Genomic DNA, 17246 nt, shown 5'->3' with positions numbered 1-17246 from the left:
CGGCGCCTTTTACCTGCGCCGATCACTGATGCTGCGCATGCTGGTCGCCATGGCGGCGATATCCTGTCTGGCCCTGGTCAGCCTGCTGGGCTCCATCGTCATCGCAAAGAGCGCGGGAGGTTATGCCGACGCCATCAACCAGGCGGGCTCGCTGCGAATGCAGGCCTATCGACTGCTGGCGACGTCGGAGTTGCTGCCGGCGGATCACCCCAGGCGACGCTGGCAGCACGAACAGATGGAGGCCACGCTGGCTGCCGGGGCGATCATCGCGCTGATTCCGGTGGACGCCGATGATCCGCTCAGAGAGGCCTACGACAGGGTGGTGGAGTGCTGGCACGAAACCCTGCGTCCCAACACGGTGGATTTCGAAGGTGGTGACGTCTTTCGGCTGGATGACAAGGTCGCCGAGTTCGTCGACAAGGTCGATATTCTGGTGGGAAGGCTTCAAGAATACGCCGAGTCAAAGGTCGTATTTCTTGAGGTTTTTCAGGGGGCATCACTCGCCGTTCTCGTGATCTTTATGGTGATGGTTGTCTATCGAATAGTCTGCGGTGTCATGCCGCCATTTCGTGACCTTATTCGCGTTGTGAATGGTGTTATGGTCGGTGACTTTTCGGGGAGAACCATCTACCGGGGTAACGACGAGTTAGGCTTGTTATCCAGAACAATCAACAAGATGAATGCCAGCCTGTCGGAAATGTACGGTCAGCTGGAAAAGCGTGTCGCGGCGAAGACCCATGAACTGAAGCGCAGCAATGATGCGTTGCGCATGCTTTATTTGACCGCGCGGCGTCTCAATGGGGTCACTCCGCTGACCCGGGAAGAGCTCGAGGAAGTGCTGCGCCAGCTGGAAGCGGTGACCGACGAAGGCCCCTTCGAGCTGCGCCTGTCCATGGGAGGCAATGGCAAGGATATTGTCAGACTCAGCTCTCGCCCCGGCGCGGAAAGCGCTTTCGTTCAGGAACCATCGCGCGGGTGTGAAATATCAGACAAGGCAGTCTCAGGACTGTATGCCAACGGCAATGAATACGCGGTCAGGGTGCGCGAAGCGGGTCGGGATTTTGGCGAGTTGCGTGTCCATCAGCCTCCCGGCCATATGCTGGCCCAGTGGAAGATCGAGCTGGTGGAGACGGTGGCCGGGCTGATTGCCGCGGCCTTGTCGCTGTCCGAGAAAGCCGACGAACAGCGTCGTCTGGCGCTGATGGATGAGCGCGCGGTGATTGCGCGAGAGCTTCACGACTCGCTGGCGCAGTCGCTGTCCTACCTGAAGATCCAGGTCACCCGTCTACAGATGCAGCTCGATCAGCAACGCCACGAGCAGGTGGCGCAGGTGGTCGCGGAACTCCGGCACGGTCTCAATTCGTCCTACCGCCAGCTCAGGGAGCTGCTCAACACCTTTCGTCTGCGCATCCATGAGTCGGGTCTGGAAGCGGCGTTGGAGGAAACGGTGCTGGAGTACTCCAAGCGGGGCGACTTCGAGCTGACCCTGAAAGGCCAGTGGAGCGGGCTGTCGCTGACCCCCAATGAGGAAATTCATGTGCTGCAGATCGTGCGCGAGTCGCTGTCCAACGTGGCCCGCCATGCACGTGCTCGGCACTGCACCATCAGCCTCGCCGTCGACGACACGGGGCACTATCAACTTTCGGTCACGGACGACGGTGTAGGCATCGGACCGCAATCGGATCCTTCCATGTCCCACGGGATGGCGATCATGGAAGAGCGGGCACGAAGCCTGAGTGGAAAGCTCACGGTCAGAGGCATCAAGCCCTGCGGCACCGTGGTGACCGTCCGCTTTCTGCCGCGTTTGTTGGCGCAGTTACCTGTGGCGTCCGAGTGATGGGCTTTCACGGGCGCGAGGTCGCGACGACGTGGCCTGCTGAACGTGTTGCCCGGCAGCGGGTCGGGTGAAACCACTCTGGAGATAGCACTATGAGCATGCTTCGATTGATGATCGTGGACGATCACCCCCTGTTCCGGCGTGGGGTGCGTCAACTGGTGGACATGGATCCTAGCCTGGTGGTGGTCGGTGAAGCCTCGGATGGTGCCGAGGCGGTGCGCAAGGCCGTCGATCTGCAACCCAACCTGATCCTGCTCGACCTCAACATGCAGCCCATCGACGGCATCGAGGTGCTCAGGCGCATGCGTGACGCCCGGGTCAAGAGCCGCATCGTGATCCTGACCGTGTCCGACTCCGACGATGACGTGGTGCGCGCGCTCAAGGAAGGCGCCGATGGCTATCTGCTCAAGGACATGGACCCCGAGGAGGTGCTGCGGTTGATTCGCGAGGCGGCCCAGGGTCAGGTGGTGCTGGGGCCACAGATGGCGTCGCTGCTGGCCAGCGTGGTCAAGGGCGAGCTGCCGGCAGGGGGCGACGACGGCATGTCGTGCCTGACCGCTCGAGAGAGGGACATCCTGCGGACCCTGGCTCGCGGCCTGTCCAACAAGATGATCGCCCGTGAGCTGGACATCGCCGAGGGCACCGTCAAGGTCCACGTCAAGCATCTGTTCAAGAAGCTGGATCTTCGCTCACGGGTGGAAGCAGCGGTGTGGGCCACCAAGCATGGCCTGGGCTAGGGCTTGTCTGAAAAGTGCCTGCGCTCGGTAATACGGCGTTAAAAATCGTCTGGTGCGCCAGCCCGGTCAAAATGCTCATTTACACCCCGTAAACTGCGCTTTCTCACCGATTTTTGCCTTGTCTAACCTTCGCTCGTCGACTTTTCGGACTGCGCCTAGGGCTTTTGCGAAACCTGCCTACGCTCGTCGGCTTTTCGGACAGAGCCCAGGGCTCGCAGAAACAGGCTTGCAGGAATGGTGGTTGCGCTCGGTGGCGCCGGGAAGTTCGTCCGGATACGACAACGCCCGGGACAGGCCCGGGCGTCGTTTACTGGCTGGCACAGCCCGCTGGCAGGGCGTCAGTCGTTGACGGCGGCCACCGCCTTGGCCAGGTACGGCAGGTTCTCCTGGGAGAAGCCGGCGACGTTGGCGCGGCCCGAGCGCACCATGTAGATGCCGTACTCGTCGCGCAGGCGGTCCACCTGTTCCGGCGTCAGGCCGGTGTAGGAGAACATGCCACGCTGCTCGGCGATGTGGGCGTACTTCTGGTCCAGCCCGTAGGGCTTCAAGGCCTCGACGAAGTCACGACGCAGGGTGTTGATGCGATCGCGCATTTCGGTGAGTTCCTCGCGCCACACCGCGGCGAGTTCCGCCGAGTTGAGGATCTCCGCCACGATGCTGCCGCCGTGGGCCGGCGGGTTGGAGTAGTTCTCACGGGCGACGATGGCGATCTGCGAGCGGACGTTCTCCATCTCCTCGCTGTTCTTCGCCACCACGATCAGGGCGCCGGTACGCTCGTTGTAGATGCCGAAGTTCTTCGAGCAGGAGCTGGTGATCAGCACGTTGTCGAGATTCTCGGCCAGCAGGCGAACGGCGTAGGCGTCCTCGTCGAGGCCCTCGGCGAAGCCCTGGTAGGCGAAGTCGACCAGCGGCAGCAGGTCGCGCTGCTGGATCACTTCAAGCACCTGTTGCCACTGCTGGTGGTTCAGGTCGAAGCCGGTGGGGTTGTGGCAGCAGGCGTGCAGCACCACCACGTCGCCCTGGGGGATCTGCTTGAGGGCTTCCAGCATGCCGTCGAAGTCGAGACGGTTGTCGGCGTCGACGTAGGGATACTTGTGCAGTTCGATGCCGGCGGCGGTGAAGATGCCGTGGTGGTTCGGCCAGGTCGGGTCGCTGACCCATATGCCCTTGCCAGGCAGTTGGGTCGCGACGAAGTCCGCCGCCAGGCGCAGGGCGCCGGTACCACCGGGGGACTGGGTAACGCTGGCGCGGCCGGCCTCGAGCACGGGGGAGTCCTGGCCCAGCACCATCGGCAGCACCACGGCACCGTACTGGGCGGCGCCGTGTGAGCCGATGTATGTCTTGGTGGTCTCGTTGTTGAGCAGCAGGGCTTCGGCCTCCTTGACCGCACGCATCACCGGAGTGTTGCCCTTTGCATCGCGGTAGACGCCGACGCCAAGATCGACCTTCTGGGGATTGGTGTCCTTCTTGAAGGCCTCGATGAGCCCGAGGATGGCATCCCCGGGAACCCGCTCAATCTTCTCGAACATTTTAGCTTGCTACCTCGTCGGTTCTGGCCGCTAGGATGAAATCGTTCTTGTGCAGGCCCTTCATCTCGTGGGACCACCAGGTCACGGTGACCTTGCCCCACTCGGTCAACAGGGCCGGGTGATGGCCGGCTTCCTCGGCGATCTCGCCGACGCTGTTGGTAAAGGCAAGGGCCTGCCGAAAGTTGCGGAACTTGTAGCTCCGCTCCAGTTGCATGATGCCATCGCGCTCGACGATCCGCCACTCGGGGATCTGCGCGTGCCACTGTTCGATCTCGTCCTCGGTGGCGTGGGGGGCGTCCCAGCTGCAGGCTTCGCAGGACTGCTCGGTGAGGGTCTGGGTGGTGTCGTTCATGCTGTCTCCTGGTGGTGTCGGTGAGCGAATGTGGATGTTCAGGCGTGTTCGCTGCGTCGGTCGTTGTCGGCACCGTCGTGGGCGATGGGGCCGTTCTCGCCGGTCTCGCCGGGCGTTGGCTTGGGCTTGGTCGTTGAATTGGGCTTGGGCGGAAAGCGCGGTTCGAACAGTCCCAGCGCCTTGGCTTCCTCCACCAGTGCCATCAGGTCGCGCCGGGACAGTTCCTGAAGCCTGTCGAGGCTGTCCAGAACGTAGTAAAGAGGCTGCAGGATGTCGATGCGATAGGGGGTGCGCAGGGCGTCGAGGGCGTCGAAGGGCGCATGTTCAGGGGTATCGGACAGGGCGTGCAGGGTCTCCTTGGGCGAGGAGATGATACCGCCGCCATAGATGCGCCGGCCTTGCGGGGTGTCTACCAGGCCGAATTCCACGGTCATCCAGTAGAGCCTGGCCAGGTAGACCCGGTCCTTGGGTTCGGCGGCAAGGCCGATGCGGCCGTAGGTGGCGGTGAACTCGGCGAAGGCCTCGTTGGTCAGCATCGGGCAGTGGCCGAAGATCTCGTGGAAGATGTCCGGTTCCTTGAGGTAGTCCAGCTCCTCGGGGGTACGGATGAAGGTCGCCACGGGAAAACGACGGTTGGCCAGCAGTTGAAAGAAGGTGTCGAAGGGAATCAGCGCCGGTACCTGGGCGGTCTGCCAGCCGGTGGCCTGCTCGAGGACCCGATCGACGTCGCCCAGTTGCGGAATACGATCGCTGGGCAGGCCGAGGCGCTCGAGGCCGTCCAGATACTGCTGGCATACGCGCCCTTCGATCAACGTCAGCTGGCGCTCCATCAGCGTCTGCCAGGTTCGGTTCTCGACCTCGCTCCAATGGATGATGCCGTCGGCATCAGGCTCACGGGCCTGATAGGCGGTGCCCTTGGTGGACGGGGTGGACGAAGAAGGTGCGTGCATGGTGTCTCCCGGCGATTGTCGACTGTTGTGGTATCGAGACTGAGTCGAGTCTAGGCATGGGGGCTTTCCTCCCGCAGCCACGCATTCGGGGGACAGGTGCCATGTTGTCGGCTTTTTCTGTAACAAAATCTTTACGCAAGGCGCTCGGGATGGTGTCTATCGACCAAAGATGCAGGACGCGCTCCTCTGTCTTCGATAGGCTGTAACGAAATCTTGACATACGAGTCAGACCAGCCTGACGGAAACTTCAGATGGTGTGACCCTTTTGCGGAGCCATTCCCTTCATGCGCCTGAGAGTTCACTGCCAGAATCGTGTCGGCATCCTTCGCGACATAGTGGCCCTGCTGGCCGACTATGGGGTGAACGTGGCCCGGGGCGAGGTGGGCGGCGAGCACGGCAACGCCATCTATCTGCACGTGCCGCAACTGTTGCACGCCCAGCTGGCGACGCTGAAGCCCAGCCTCGAGCAGGTGTCCGGCGTATTCGGGGTGCGCCGGGTCAGCCTGATGCCCAGCGAGCGCCACCAGCTCGAGCTGGAGGCGCTGCTGTCGTCACTCTCCGACCCGGTGATGTCCATCGACATGGAGGGGCACCTGGTGGCGGCCAACCGGGCGGCGAGCCAGTTGCTCGGCGTGCGCGTCGACGAGGTGCCCGGGCTGTCGCTGAATCGCTACCTGCCGGAGCTCGACCTGCCGGAAGTGATTCGTCGCAACAATGCTCGGGTCAATGGCCTCAGGATCCGGCTCAAGGACGCCACCTACCTGGCCGATATCGCGCCGCTGCATCGCGAACACCACGACGACGTGGCCTCGCTGGCCGGGGCTGTGGTCACGCTGCATAGCGCCGATCGTATCGGCGAGCGTATCTATCAGGTGCAGCGCCAGGAGATGCGCGGCTTCGAGGCGATGTTCGCGGCCAGCCCCCGACTCGCCTCCCTGATCCACGAGGCGCGGCGCATGGCGCCGCTGGACGCGCCGCTGTTGATCTTTGGTGAGACCGGCACCGGCAAGGAGGTGCTGGCGCGGGCCTGTCACCTGGCCAGCCAGCGCGGTCAGGCGCCGTTCATGGCGCTGAACTGCGCCGGCCTGCCGGAGTCCATGGCCGAGACCGAACTGTTTGGCTATGCCCCGGGCGCCTTCGATGGCGCTCGCCCCGAGGGCAAGCTGGGTCTGCTGGAGCTGACCGCCGGTGGCACCATCTTCCTCGATGAGGTCGGCGAAATGAGTCCGCGGCTGCAGGCCAAGCTGTTGCGCTTTCTGCAGGACGGTGGCTTTCGCCGGGTCGGCGCCGATGACGAGACCTACCTGGACGTGCGGGTGATCTGTGCCACCCAGCAGGATCTGCTGGCCCTGTGCGGCCAGGGGCTGTTTCGTCAGGACCTCTATCATCGCCTCAACGTGCTGTCGTTGAGCGTTCCGCCGCTGAGGGATTGCCTGGATGGCATCGAGGCCCTGGCCGGGCACTTTGTCGACCGAGCCGCGCGCCAGATCGGCTGCGCGCTGCCTGCGCTTTCCCCCGCGGCACTGGCGCGCATGGCCAGCTATCACTGGCCCGGCAATGTGCGGCAACTCGAGAACGTGCTGTTCCAGGCGGTGTCGCTGTGCGAGACCGGGCTCATCGAGCCGGCCCATCTGCGGCTGCCGGCCTCGGGGGCGCCGGCGGGTCTTGCCGGTATCGACCTGGACGGCTCGCTCAACGACATCCTGGGCGAGGTTGAGCGGCGCGTATTGGCCTCGCTGTACCCCCAGCATCCGTCCAGTCGCCAGTTGGCACGCCGCCTTGGCGTATCCCACACCACCATCGCCAACAAGCTGAATCGGTATGGCATCACCGGCAGCGAAGGCTGACGGTGAGTGTGAGAGTGAAAGTGAGACTGAGGGGGCTCGAGGCACCGACGGGGCATCGAGGCCCACTGCTCGCGGTCGAATAGCTGGCGGTCGAATAGCTCGCGGTCGCAAGGCTAGCCTTCGAATAGTGGTGCGAGGGCCTGCCTGACGTCGGTATAGCGGGCGCTTTCCTGGCTGGCGAATCCCGGCAGGCGTCGCGCCTTGGCCTGGCTCAGGCGCGGGCTGATGACGCCGCACAGGAAGCGGGTAGCAAGCTCAAGGTCCAGTGGCTTGCCTGGCTCGACACTTTCCAGTGCCTGGGCCAGGCCCGTTAGCCAGGCTCGCAGTTCGCCCTCGTCCGGGAGCGCCGGAGTCGGGGCGGGCGGCAGGCTGGCGGTCTCGCCGCGACAGGCCGAACAGTGGCCACAGCGTCGGGGGGCATTGGGGTCACCGAACCAGTCGGCGAGTCGCGCGCTGATGCAGTCGTCGGCCTCGAACAGCGCCAGCATGGCGTCGAGTCGCTCGAGTTCGACCCCCGCGCGCTCGACGAACTGCTGATGCAGCTCGGGGGCCAGCCGTCCGGGATCCACGGCCGCGAGTTTGTGGTAGACCTCGGTCATCTGCTTGCTTTCCAGGCGCATCAGCCCCTGTTCCGCCAGGTAGTCGAGCGCCTTGAGCACCCGCGGGCGGGAGGTGTCGAGGCCGCGTTCCTGGCCCAGCTGGTCGAGGCGTTCGAAGTCCAGCCGATACCAGGTACGGGCCTTGTGCGAGGCATCGAGCAGTGCGCCGAGAAAGGCGCCGCGCTCACCGGGGAAGCGGGCGAGCAGGGCGTCGGGTTCGATCGCCAGGCTGAAGCGATACTCGGCGAAGTAGCTGTGGCTGGCGCGCACCACGCCGGCCAGTTCCAGCTTGACCAGCAGCGTCTTCAGCGGCAGCTCGCGGATGTCCGAGAGGCGTGACAGGGCGTTGAGCGACAGCTCCCAGCTATCGGAGGCATCCGCCAGGTCGGTCAATACCGCCTCGATGCCCGACAGCGGTGGTACGTCACCATGGATAAAGTTCTCGAGCACTGGCAGGTGTTCACGTCCGGCCAGCATCAGGCACTCCGACGGCTTGCCGTCGCGCCCGGCGCGTCCGATCTCCTGGCTGTAGTTCTCGATGGACTTGGGCAGGTCGAAGTGCACCACCTGGCGAATATCGGCCTTGTCGATGCCCATGCCGAAGGCAATGGTGGCGACGATGCCGGGCAGGCGTCCGCTCATGAAGTCCGCCTGCAGTCGCTGGCGGGTCTCACTGTCGAGCCCGGCGTGGTAGGCGGCGACCTCGAGCCCGGCGGCCTTGAGGTAGGCCGCCAGGCGCTCGGCGCTTTGCTGCAGGGTGACGTAGACGATGGTGCCGCCGTTGCCGAGTCTTGGCGCCAGCCAACTGGCCAGATGGCGAGCCCTGTTGTCGGCGGGCAGCGGGGAGACGGCAAGGTCCAGATTGGCGCGGTAGAAGCCGGTGGTGATGACATCGTCAGGCGCGATATCGAAGCCTCGACGCATGTCATCGATGACCTTGGGCGTGGCGGTGGCGGTCAGCAGCAGCACCTGGTCGATGCTGAACTCCCGGCGATAGTCGGGCAGTTTCTGGTAGTCCGGGCGAAAGTTATGTCCCCATTCCGACAGGCAGTGGGCCTCGTCGATCACCATCAAGGAGACCCGCACGTCGCGCAGAAAGGCGCGAAAGCGTTCATTGCGCAGGCGCTCGACCGATACCATCAGGACCTTGAGCTGGCCGTTGCGGGCCGCTGCCATGACCTCCCGAGCCTGATCGCGATCCTGACTCGAATCGATGCTGGCGGCGGCGATACCGCGCGAGGTCAGCGTCGCCAGCTGGTCCTGCATCAGCGCCAGTAGAGGGGATACCACCAGGGTGAGGTAGGGCAGGTGCAATGCCGGCAGCTGATAGCACAGCGACTTGCCCGAGCCGGTCGGGAAGATCGCCGCTGCGCTGCGGCCTTCTGCGATGGCGTTGATGGTCTCCCGCTGTCCTGGCCTGAAGTGGCGGTGGCCGAAGACGTTCTCGAGGGTCTGGTCGATGGTGGTGGACATGCTGGCTCCCTGATGGCGGGCCCTGTGACAGCGGCAGGATCGGGGGCAAGGGTACCCAAAACAGTCACCGGCATGAAGCGACGACGTGCCAGCTCAGCTGGCGGTGTCAGGATGATCCCTGGGGCAGCCAGCGCTGGATCACGCGATCGCGGCCCTGTTGCTTGGCTTCCATCAGGTTGGTGTGGACCTGCTGCATCAGTTGCGCGCTGCTCAAGCCGCGAACAAAGTCGGAGACACCGATACTGACGGTGACCTTGTGGCGACCGATGCCGAAGTCCTGACGAGAGATGCTCTCGCGCAGGCGCTCCGCCAGCTCGCGCGCTCTGCCAGCGGGTGTCATCGGCAGCAGCAGGGCGAATTCGTCGCTGCCCATGCGTGCCAGCATGTCCTCCTGGCGCAACTGGCTGGATGCCAGGGCGGCGATCTGACAGAGCACCCGATCACCGAGTCCGCGCCCCCAGGTGTCGTTGATCAGGGCAAAGTGGTCCAGGTCGATCAGCAACAGCGATAGCGGCGTGCCATGGCGGTTGGACATGGAGGCGATCTTGTCGATGTGTCCCATCATCGAACGTCGGTTGGTCAGCCCGGTGAGTTCGTCGGTGCCGGACAGGTAGCGAAGACGTTGCTCTTCGGCGACCTGATCCTCGATGTCCACCAGCAGGCCGTGCCACAGGATGCCTTCGTCCGAGCGCTCCGGCAGTGCCTCCAGCGAATACCAGTGCGGGGTGAGTTCGCCGATCGGCAGGCGCAGTCGCGTGGATACCGGCGACAGCCAGTGCGCAGAGTGTTCGATGGCCCGGATGAATTCACCATAGGCGTCACCCAGCAGATCGCCGAGCCGCTGACGCACGTCATTGATCGACAGCAGTGGCTCAAGGCGAGCCGTCATCGGGTCTTCACCTGTCAGGGCGGGAAGCTGCAGGCGGCCGCGAGCGTCTCGCTTCAGGGTGAACAGCACCCCCGGGACACGCTTGAGACAGGCAAGACTCGCGCTTTCATTGCAGGTCGGGGAGGGTGACGGCGGGTCACGATCTTCCATAGCAGGCAGTCCTTGGCCACGGGATGGCGGGTCAACCCGAGGTATCGGGCCTTCACCACCATCTTAAAGGCAGGGCATTGCGGGTATATCAGTCCAAGGGACTAAGAAATATCAGACAAAATTCTGCATTTATGGATTGCGCCATAGGGAGGAAAGGCTTGAACGTTCTCGCTAGGCCGCTGATAGCGGGCGTTGTGGCCGTGGAGCCGGGAGCTGATCTATCGGCAGACATCGGCGTGAGGGCTTGATCAAGGATATGCCGCAGCGAGAGTGACTAGGCAGGTTCCCGTCATGATTCACCGAAAGCGCGCGCATTTCCGGCAACTTCGCGGTCACCGGGGTGCGTCATAGCGAAGCTCTCGCCCCCTGGAAAAGACTACCTGCCACAGTTGCAGGTAGCGGGCACGGAAGGCTCCGGCACAGATCGCCAGGTAGTAGCGCAGCATCCGATAGGTGCGTTCGTTGTAGTGCCGTGTGTTGTAGTGACGTGCAATGTCATGCCTGCAGGCGTCAAGGTTGGCAAGCCACGCCAGCAGGGTGGGATCGTAGTCGGAGCCGAAGTTCTGCCAGTCTTCCACCATCAACATCTCCTCGCTGTGCTGGCAGATCTGGCGGGCGGACGGCAACACGCCGTTGGGAAAGATGTAGCGATGGATCCAGGGGTCTGCGGTGATGCGAGAAGTATTGGAGCCAATGGTATGCAGCAGGAAGAGCCCGTCATCCGGCAGCAGGTCGGCCACCGTCCGAAAGAAGGTCGTGTAGTTGCGCTGTCCTACGTGTTCGAACATGCCGATCGAGGCGATCCGGTCGTACTGGCCTTGCAGGTCGCGGTAGTCGGCCAACTGGATATCGACGGGCAAGCCCTGGCAGCGCTCCCTGGCCAGTGCCACCTGCTCCCGGGATATGGTGATGCCGGTCACGCTGACGCCGTAGTGACGGGCGGCGTGCTCGGCCAGGCTGCCCCAGCCGCAGCCGATGTCGAGAAGGTGCATGCCAGGGCGCAGGGCCAGCTTTCGACAGACCAGATCGAGCTTGGCGAGCTGGGCCTGATGCAGCGTCGTTGCCTGGCGCCAGTAGCCACAGGAGTAGCACATGGTGTCGTCCAGCATATACCGAAACAGGTCGTTGCCGAGGTCGTAGTGAACCTCGCCGACCTGATAGGCTCGGGCGCGACTCTGGAGGTTGAAGAAGCCCGCCTGCAGGCGATAGAAGAGGTGGCTCGCGGCGCTACGCGAGCGTTGGCCCAGACCGTGGCGCAGTAGCCGATGGGCAAGCTGGTCGATACGCCGCGCCTCCCACCAGCCATCCATGTAGGCTTCCCCGAGCCCCAGCGTGCCCTGGTGCAGGATGCGGGCGAACAGATCGGGATGATAGATTTGGATATCGTGGGGTTCAGGTCCGTTGAGGCGAATGCCCGAGCCCTCGAGCAACTGCTCGATGATCCGTCGAGGGCGATTGTTCGGCAGTGCGATGGGATGGGGGCGGGCGTCGCTGGTCATGTGGCCTCCTGGTGTCCGTGCAGGCGGCATGTCCGAGGAAACGAGAAGCGGGCAGGAGAGTTGCCCGCTCCGAAGTGAGGCCAGGTCCGCCACCTCGGCAGGGGCCTGAATCACCTTCGGCTATCTTTATTGTTGCAAAACAGCATAGTTCAGCTGGCATGCCTTTCCAGCGAAGAACGCGGGCGGGTTGGCACAGAATCAAGGAGGCTTAAGTTATGCACGTTATCGTCGATCTTTGCGTGGTCCCCCTGGGTGTGGGCGTTTCGGTCTCCGACCACGTGGCCGCTTGCCAGCGGGAGATCCAGGCGTCCGGTCTCAGCCACCAGATGCACGCCTATGGCACCAATATCGAAGGCCCCTGGGACGAGGTCATGGCGGTGGTCAAGCGCTGCCATGAGGTGGTGCACGAGATGGGGGCGCCACGCATCACCACCACCTTGAAACTCGGTACCCGGACCGACCGCGATCAGAGCATGGCAGACAAGGTCGAGAGCGTGGCACGACGCCTGGGTGACTGACGGCTCACTTCGAAAGCACACTTTACCGCCTGCCCCGACCTCGCGACGCTGATCGCTGCATGAGACGGGGCGCGTACCTAGCCGGGCCCCGTCAGTCCGCAGGTGGCAACAGATGGTGACCGGCCTGGTCGGCCAGGTGGCGGCCGAGTCGCTCCAGCGGCTCGCCGCCGTGGCGCCAGTAGTGCCAGTAAAGCGGTACGTCCAGATGCCAGCCCGGCACCACGTCCTCAAGCTCCCCCGTCGAGAGCTCCCGATACGCCTGGATTTCGGGAATGAGCCCGAAGCCGAGGCCCGCGTGGGCCAGGCGCAGAAATCCCTCGACGCTGGCGCAGCGGTGGTGCGGGAAGGGGCCGTTGACGCCATGGGCCGCCATGAAGCGGTGTTGCAGTTGATCGTTGGGCCCGAAGATGATGGCCGGCGCCTGGGCCAGAGAACCGGCGTCCGCGCCCTGGGGGCAGTGTCGGGCCATGAAGTCGGGACTCGCCAGGGCGCGGTAGCGCATCACGCCCAGGGCGATGACCCTGGCGCCCTGAACCGGCATGTCGCTGGCGCACAGGCAGGCAGCCACTTCGCCCAGGCGCATGCGTTCAAGTCCGACCTCCTGATCCTCGATGACCAGATCCAGGGTAATCGCCTGATGCTTGAGGTAGCCGGCGATGGCGCCCGGCCACCAGGTGGCGAGGCTATCGGCATTGATGGCGATACGTAGCTGACGGTGGCCCAGTGCCAGCTGCGGTGCATCCTGGATCAACTCGCCCTCCAGCAGTTGTACCTGCTGGACGTGGTTCAAAAGCCGTTGACCCAGTTCGGTCGGTGTCGGCGGGGAGCCCCTCACCAGCACCGGCTGTCCCAGGCGAGCCTCCAGCAGCTTGATGCGCTGGGATACCGCCGATTGGGTCAGCCCCAGCGCGCGGGCCGCGCGCTCGAAGCCCTGGTGGGTCAGCACGGCGGCCAGTGCATCGAGCAGTTTGTAGTCCAGCATGGGCGTCTATCCATGTCCTTGAGTATAAGAAATGGTAATGAGGCAGTGGGAGAAGTGATTTCTCTTATTTACCAGCTTGCCCTAGTCTCTGCCACATCCAGCAGCGCCCGACATCGGCGCAGCGTCGACAATCATCGTGAGGAAGGACAGACCATGTGGCTTTCACTGATCCAGGGCGTGGGCACCGGAGCGGGACTGATCATCGCCATCGGCGCGCAGAACGCCTTTGTGTTGTCCAAGGGACTGAGGCGACAACACGTCTGGTGGGTGGCGGGGATCTGCGCCCTGTGCGATGCCGTGCTGATCGGCCTGGGGGTGATGGGCCTCGGCGCCCTGATCGCCCAGAGTGAAGGGGCCATGTTGTTGGCGCGCTACGGCGGCGCCGCCTTCCTTGCCTGGCAGGCCTGGCTGGCCATTGGTCGGGTTCGACGGCCCAGGGGCATGGACGTTGCATCGTCTGCCTCCAGTGCCAGCCTTGCCCAGGTGGTGCTGGCGACCCTGGCGGTGACGCTGCTCAACCCCCAGGTCTATCTGGACACCCTGGTTATGCTGGGCGCCATCGGTTCGCTGCAAGAGAGCCCGGTGGGGTTCTACGTGGGGGCGACCATTGCTTCCTTTGTCTGGTTCTTCGGTCTGGTAAGCGCCGCCGGCGCCCTGGCACCGCGGCTGAAGAGTCCGAGGGCATGGCAGTGGGTGGATGGGATCATCGCCGTGATCATGCTGCTGGTGGCGTGGCAGCTGGTGACGCTGACGGTGTAAAGGTCCCAGCGATAGGCAGCCTGTCATGCCAGCGTGACGTCGTGTAAGGATTTCGTGACGCCTGGGGTGCAGAGCGCACACGGGGTGTCACGCCAGCGCTACAGCGGGCCGACGCCGGGGCGTGTGCGCTACCACCTCAAGCCGCTCCGGGGGGATGGGGGGCGCGTGTCGAGGAGCCTAGGATGGGGAGTGACAATCACAATGACGGAGGCCCACATGACCGCAGTCGCTCCCATCGATACCCACAACCCCATCGGCACCAATGGCTTCGAGTTCGTCGAATACAGCGCCCCGGATCAGGCTGGCATCGACGCCCTGCGCGAGCTGTTTCTCGCCATGGGGTTTACCGAGACGCGCCGCCACCGCTCGAAGCGGGTCACCCTGTTTCAGCAGGAGGGGGTGAACTTCGTGCTCAACGCGGAACCCGGCAGTCACGCCGCCAAGTTCGCCGAGATTCACGGTCCGGGCGCCTGCGCCATGGCGTGGAAGGTAGCGGATGCTCGTCAGGCACTGTCCTACGCCATCGATCAGGGCGCCCGTCAGGTCGATAACCCTGTCGGTGCTGGCGAGGTCGGCATTCCGGCGGTGGAGGGTATTGGTGGTTCGTTGCTGTATTTCGTCGATGATCGGGTCGACGAACAGGGACGTACCATCTACGACATCGACTTCGAGCCCATCGCCGGCACCTCGGCTCAGGACAACAGCGTTGGTCTCAAGGTGCTGGATCACCTGACCCACAACGTGGCGCGGGGCCAGATGGACCCCTGGGCCGACTTCTATACCCGTATCGCCAACTTCCGTGAGAATCGCTATTTCGACATCGAGGGCAAGAAGACCGGGCTTCATTCCCGCGCCATGACCGCACCCTGCGGCAAGATGCATATCCCGATCAACGAGTCCGCCGACGACAACTCCCAGATCGCCGAGTTTATCCGCGAGTACAACGGCGAGGGCATCCAGCACCTGGCCATGGCCACCGACGACATCTACGCCACGGTGCGCGCGTTGAAGGCCAACGGCATTCGCTTCCTGTCCACCCCCGACACCTACTACGAGAAGGTCGATGTGCGGGTGCCCAACCACGAAGAGCGGGTCGAGGATCTGCGTGAGTTGAGTCTGCTGATCGATGGCGGTCCGGATCAGGGGGTGCTGCTGCAGATCTTCACCGAGACCGTGATCGGTCCGATCTTCTTCGAGATCATCCAGCGCAAGGGTAACGATGGCTTCGGCGAGGGCAACTTCAAGGCGCTGTTCGAATCCATCGAGGAAGATCAGATTCGCCGCGGTGTCCTCGACGCCGACTGACGTCGGTCGGCTACAGCCGCTGTCGTCACTGGCGTCTTGTCGGCCAGGTGAGCGGCAGCGGATCCTTCGCCAGGTAGGCCCTTGGCCGCGACTTTGCGTCGTCGGCCTGCCCAATCACAACAAAATCCGTCACAATGGCGCGCTGGATGCCCTGGGTCTGTGCTGTTTCAGGCTGTTTTCAGGGCGCCACCGCCATGGTGGACAAACAAAAGTGCGCAAGCGATCTCTGGTGAGTCATGACAACCAATGAACCCTCTCGCACCCAGTGGCTAGGCCGCTGGGGCTTCGTTCTGGCCGCGACCGGCTCCGCTGTGGGCCTGGGCAATATCTGGAAATTTCCGTACATGACCGGAGAGTACGGCGGCGGCGCCTTCGTGCTGGTCTACCTGGTCTGTATCCTGTCGGTCGGTGTGCCCATCATGATGACCGAGATCGCCCTGGGGCGGCGTGGTCGGGGCAGCCCTATCGACGCCATTCGCCGGGTAGTCAAGGAATCAGGGGGCAGTTCGCTGTGGTCGCTGTTCGGCTGGATGGCGATGCTCTGCGGCTTCTTGATCCTGAGTTTCTACGTGGTGGTCGCCGGCTGGTCCTTCGCCTACCTGTGGAAGATGATCTCCGGCGGACTGGTCGGTTCCAGCGTCGATGACATGGCGGCCATCTTCGGCGCCAACAATGCCAACCCCTTCAGCCTCGGCGGCTGGAGCACCCTGGTGACCGTGGCCACCATGGTGATCGTCGGCAAGGGGGTGCAGCAGGGCATCGAGAAGAGCGTCGGCTGGATGATGCCGGGCATGGTGATCATGCTGCTGATCATGATCGTCTACGGCATGTTCTCCGGTGGCTTCGGTCAGGCCGTCCACTTCCTGTTCGACTTCAAGGCTTCCAGTCTGTCAAGCGAAGGCATGCTGGCCGCCATGGGCCATGCCTTCTTTACCCTGTCACTGGCCTCCGGGGCCATCCTCACCTACGGCAGCTACCTGCCGAGACGTGCTTCCATCGGTCGTACCACCCTGACAGTCGCGGTGGCCGATACCCTGGTGGCGCTGATGGCGGGGCTGGCGATCTTCCCGGTGATCTTCGCCAACGGCATGGAGCCCAACAGCGGGCCCGGCCTGATCTTCATGAGCCTGCCGCTGGCGTTCCAGGCGATGCCGATGGGCACGCTGTTTGGCATCCTGTTCTTCATCATGCTGTCGATGGCGGCGCTGACCTCCTCGATCTCGATGGTCGAGGCCACGGTGTCCTGGCTCAACGACAACAAGGGTATCAGCCGCAAGGCGGCCGCCTGGGGCACCGGCATCGTGCTGTGGCTGATGAGCACCCTGGCGATGCTGTCGTTCAATATCGGTGCCGACTGGACACTGGCCGGCAAGCACTTCTTCGATTGGCTCGACTTCCTCACCTCGCGTCTGATGATGCCGCTGGGCGGACTCGGCATGGCGCTGCTGGCCGGTTTCTTCCTCAAGAGCGAAGCGGTACGCGATGAGCTGGACCTGCCGGCGGGCATGCACGCCCTGTGGCTGTTCATGGTGCGCTACGTCAGTCCCCTGGGCATCCTGGTGATCTTCGTCGATGCGCTGGGCATCGTCGCTGTAGATTTCGCCGCCCACTGGCTGTGGCTGGCACTGATCCTGGTCGTGATGACCGGTCTCGGTGAAACCCTCAGCCCGAGGCTGCGGCGGACGCTGAGCGCCAAGGGGTAAGACAGTCACCCCACTGACCCTGCCAAAGCCGCCAGAGCGCCGCTTTCCCCGTCGGGGAAGGCGGCGCTCTGGTGTGGGGTGACGACGCCTTGCAGCAGCAATGAAGTGTGTTTTTGG

14 protein-coding genes are annotated in these 17246 nt (G+C 63.8%); 7 read left to right on the top strand and 7 right to left on the bottom strand.

The features are described 5' to 3' along the window. Positions 1-37: 37 nt before the first annotated feature. Positions 38-1837, top strand: a complete 1800-nt coding sequence (locus RBB39_RS08725) for a histidine kinase (protein WP_306169027.1) — start codon at positions 38-40, stop codon at positions 1835-1837. 92 nt (positions 1838-1929) lie between these two features. After that, positions 1930-2574, top strand: a complete 645-nt coding sequence (gene narL, locus RBB39_RS08720) for a two-component system response regulator NarL (RefSeq protein WP_045994022.1) — start codon at positions 1930-1932, stop codon at positions 2572-2574. A 338-nt stretch (positions 2575-2912) separates the two neighbouring features. Here narL and RBB39_RS08715 read toward each other — a convergent pair whose 3' ends face one another. The 3 genes from RBB39_RS08715 to phhA are packed head-to-tail and all read right to left on the bottom strand — an operon-like array spanning position 2913 to position 5405. Continuing rightward, on the bottom strand, positions 2913-4103 hold the full coding sequence (locus RBB39_RS08715; protein WP_108133056.1) for an amino acid aminotransferase: 1191 nt from the start codon (positions 4101-4103) through the stop codon (positions 2913-2915). A gap of 1 nt (position 4104) precedes the next feature. Then, complete coding sequence (locus tag RBB39_RS08710) at positions 4105-4455, bottom strand: 4a-hydroxytetrahydrobiopterin dehydratase (protein ID WP_045994020.1); 351 nt, start codon at positions 4453-4455, stop codon at positions 4105-4107. Between the two features lie 38 nt (positions 4456-4493). Further along, positions 4494-5405 (bottom strand): phenylalanine 4-monooxygenase, encoded by a 912-nt coding sequence (gene phhA, locus RBB39_RS08705; RefSeq protein ID WP_306169026.1) that lies wholly within the window; start codon positions 5403-5405, stop codon positions 4494-4496. Between the two features lie 284 nt (positions 5406-5689). On the opposite strand from phhA, the gene RBB39_RS08700 reads away from it, so the two are divergent. Next, entirely contained in the window at positions 5690-7252 is a 1563-nt protein-coding gene (locus RBB39_RS08700; RefSeq protein ID WP_045994019.1) for a sigma-54-dependent transcriptional regulator, read from the top strand. Positions 7253-7365: 113 nt separating this feature from the next. Here RBB39_RS08700 and RBB39_RS08695 read toward each other — a convergent pair whose 3' ends face one another. The 3 genes from RBB39_RS08695 to cfa form a co-directional block, all read right to left on the bottom strand. Then, positions 7366-9324 (bottom strand): ATP-dependent DNA helicase RecQ, encoded by a 1959-nt coding sequence (locus RBB39_RS08695; protein ID WP_306169025.1) that lies wholly within the window; start codon positions 9322-9324, stop codon positions 7366-7368. Between the two features lie 106 nt (positions 9325-9430). Continuing rightward, the gene (locus RBB39_RS08690) at positions 9431-10363 is read right to left on the bottom strand and encodes a GGDEF domain-containing protein (RefSeq protein WP_213227121.1); all 933 of its coding nucleotides are present in this window, start codon (positions 10361-10363) and stop codon (positions 9431-9433) included. 332 nt (positions 10364-10695) lie between these two features. Continuing rightward, positions 10696-11862 carry a cyclopropane fatty acyl phospholipid synthase gene (cfa, locus tag RBB39_RS08685; protein WP_253028827.1) on the bottom strand — a complete coding sequence of 389 codons (1167 nt, stop codon included), beginning with the start codon at positions 11860-11862 and terminating at the stop codon, positions 10696-10698. 215 nt (positions 11863-12077) lie between these two features. Here cfa and RBB39_RS08680 point away from each other — a divergent pair, with 215 nt between their 5' ends. Then, a complete protein-coding gene (locus RBB39_RS08680; RefSeq protein ID WP_045994015.1) occupies positions 12078-12380 on the top strand; it encodes an MTH1187 family thiamine-binding protein in 303 nt (100 codons plus the stop codon). A gap of 91 nt (positions 12381-12471) precedes the next feature. On the opposite strand, the gene RBB39_RS08675 is transcribed toward RBB39_RS08680, so the two are convergent. Continuing rightward, positions 12472-13362, bottom strand: a complete 891-nt coding sequence (locus RBB39_RS08675; protein WP_045994014.1) for a LysR family transcriptional regulator ArgP — start codon at positions 13360-13362, stop codon at positions 12472-12474. A 153-nt stretch (positions 13363-13515) separates the two neighbouring features. Between RBB39_RS08675 and RBB39_RS08670 the strand changes: the two genes are divergently transcribed. The 3 genes from RBB39_RS08670 to RBB39_RS08660 all read left to right on the top strand — a co-directional run bounded on the left by RBB39_RS08670 (position 13516) and on the right by RBB39_RS08660 (position 17129). Next, entirely contained in the window at positions 13516-14121 is a 606-nt protein-coding gene (locus tag RBB39_RS08670; protein ID WP_222516537.1) for a LysE/ArgO family amino acid transporter, read from the top strand. A 216-nt stretch (positions 14122-14337) separates the two neighbouring features. Continuing rightward, positions 14338-15426 (top strand): 4-hydroxyphenylpyruvate dioxygenase, encoded by a 1089-nt coding sequence (gene hppD / locus RBB39_RS08665; protein WP_222516536.1) that lies wholly within the window; start codon positions 14338-14340, stop codon positions 15424-15426. Between the two features lie 236 nt (positions 15427-15662). Continuing rightward, positions 15663-17129 (top strand): sodium-dependent transporter, encoded by a 1467-nt coding sequence (locus tag RBB39_RS08660; RefSeq protein ID WP_045994012.1) that lies wholly within the window; start codon positions 15663-15665, stop codon positions 17127-17129. Positions 17130-17246: the final 117 nt, after the last annotated feature.

This window comes from Halomonas sp. MMSF_3323 (assembly GCF_030733595.1).
In the GTDB taxonomy this organism is placed as follows: domain Bacteria; phylum Pseudomonadota; class Gammaproteobacteria; order Pseudomonadales; family Halomonadaceae; genus Halomonas; species Halomonas litopenaei.
Note: the sequence above shows the minus strand (reverse complement) of the source record. Positions and strands in the feature narration are given on the sequence as shown.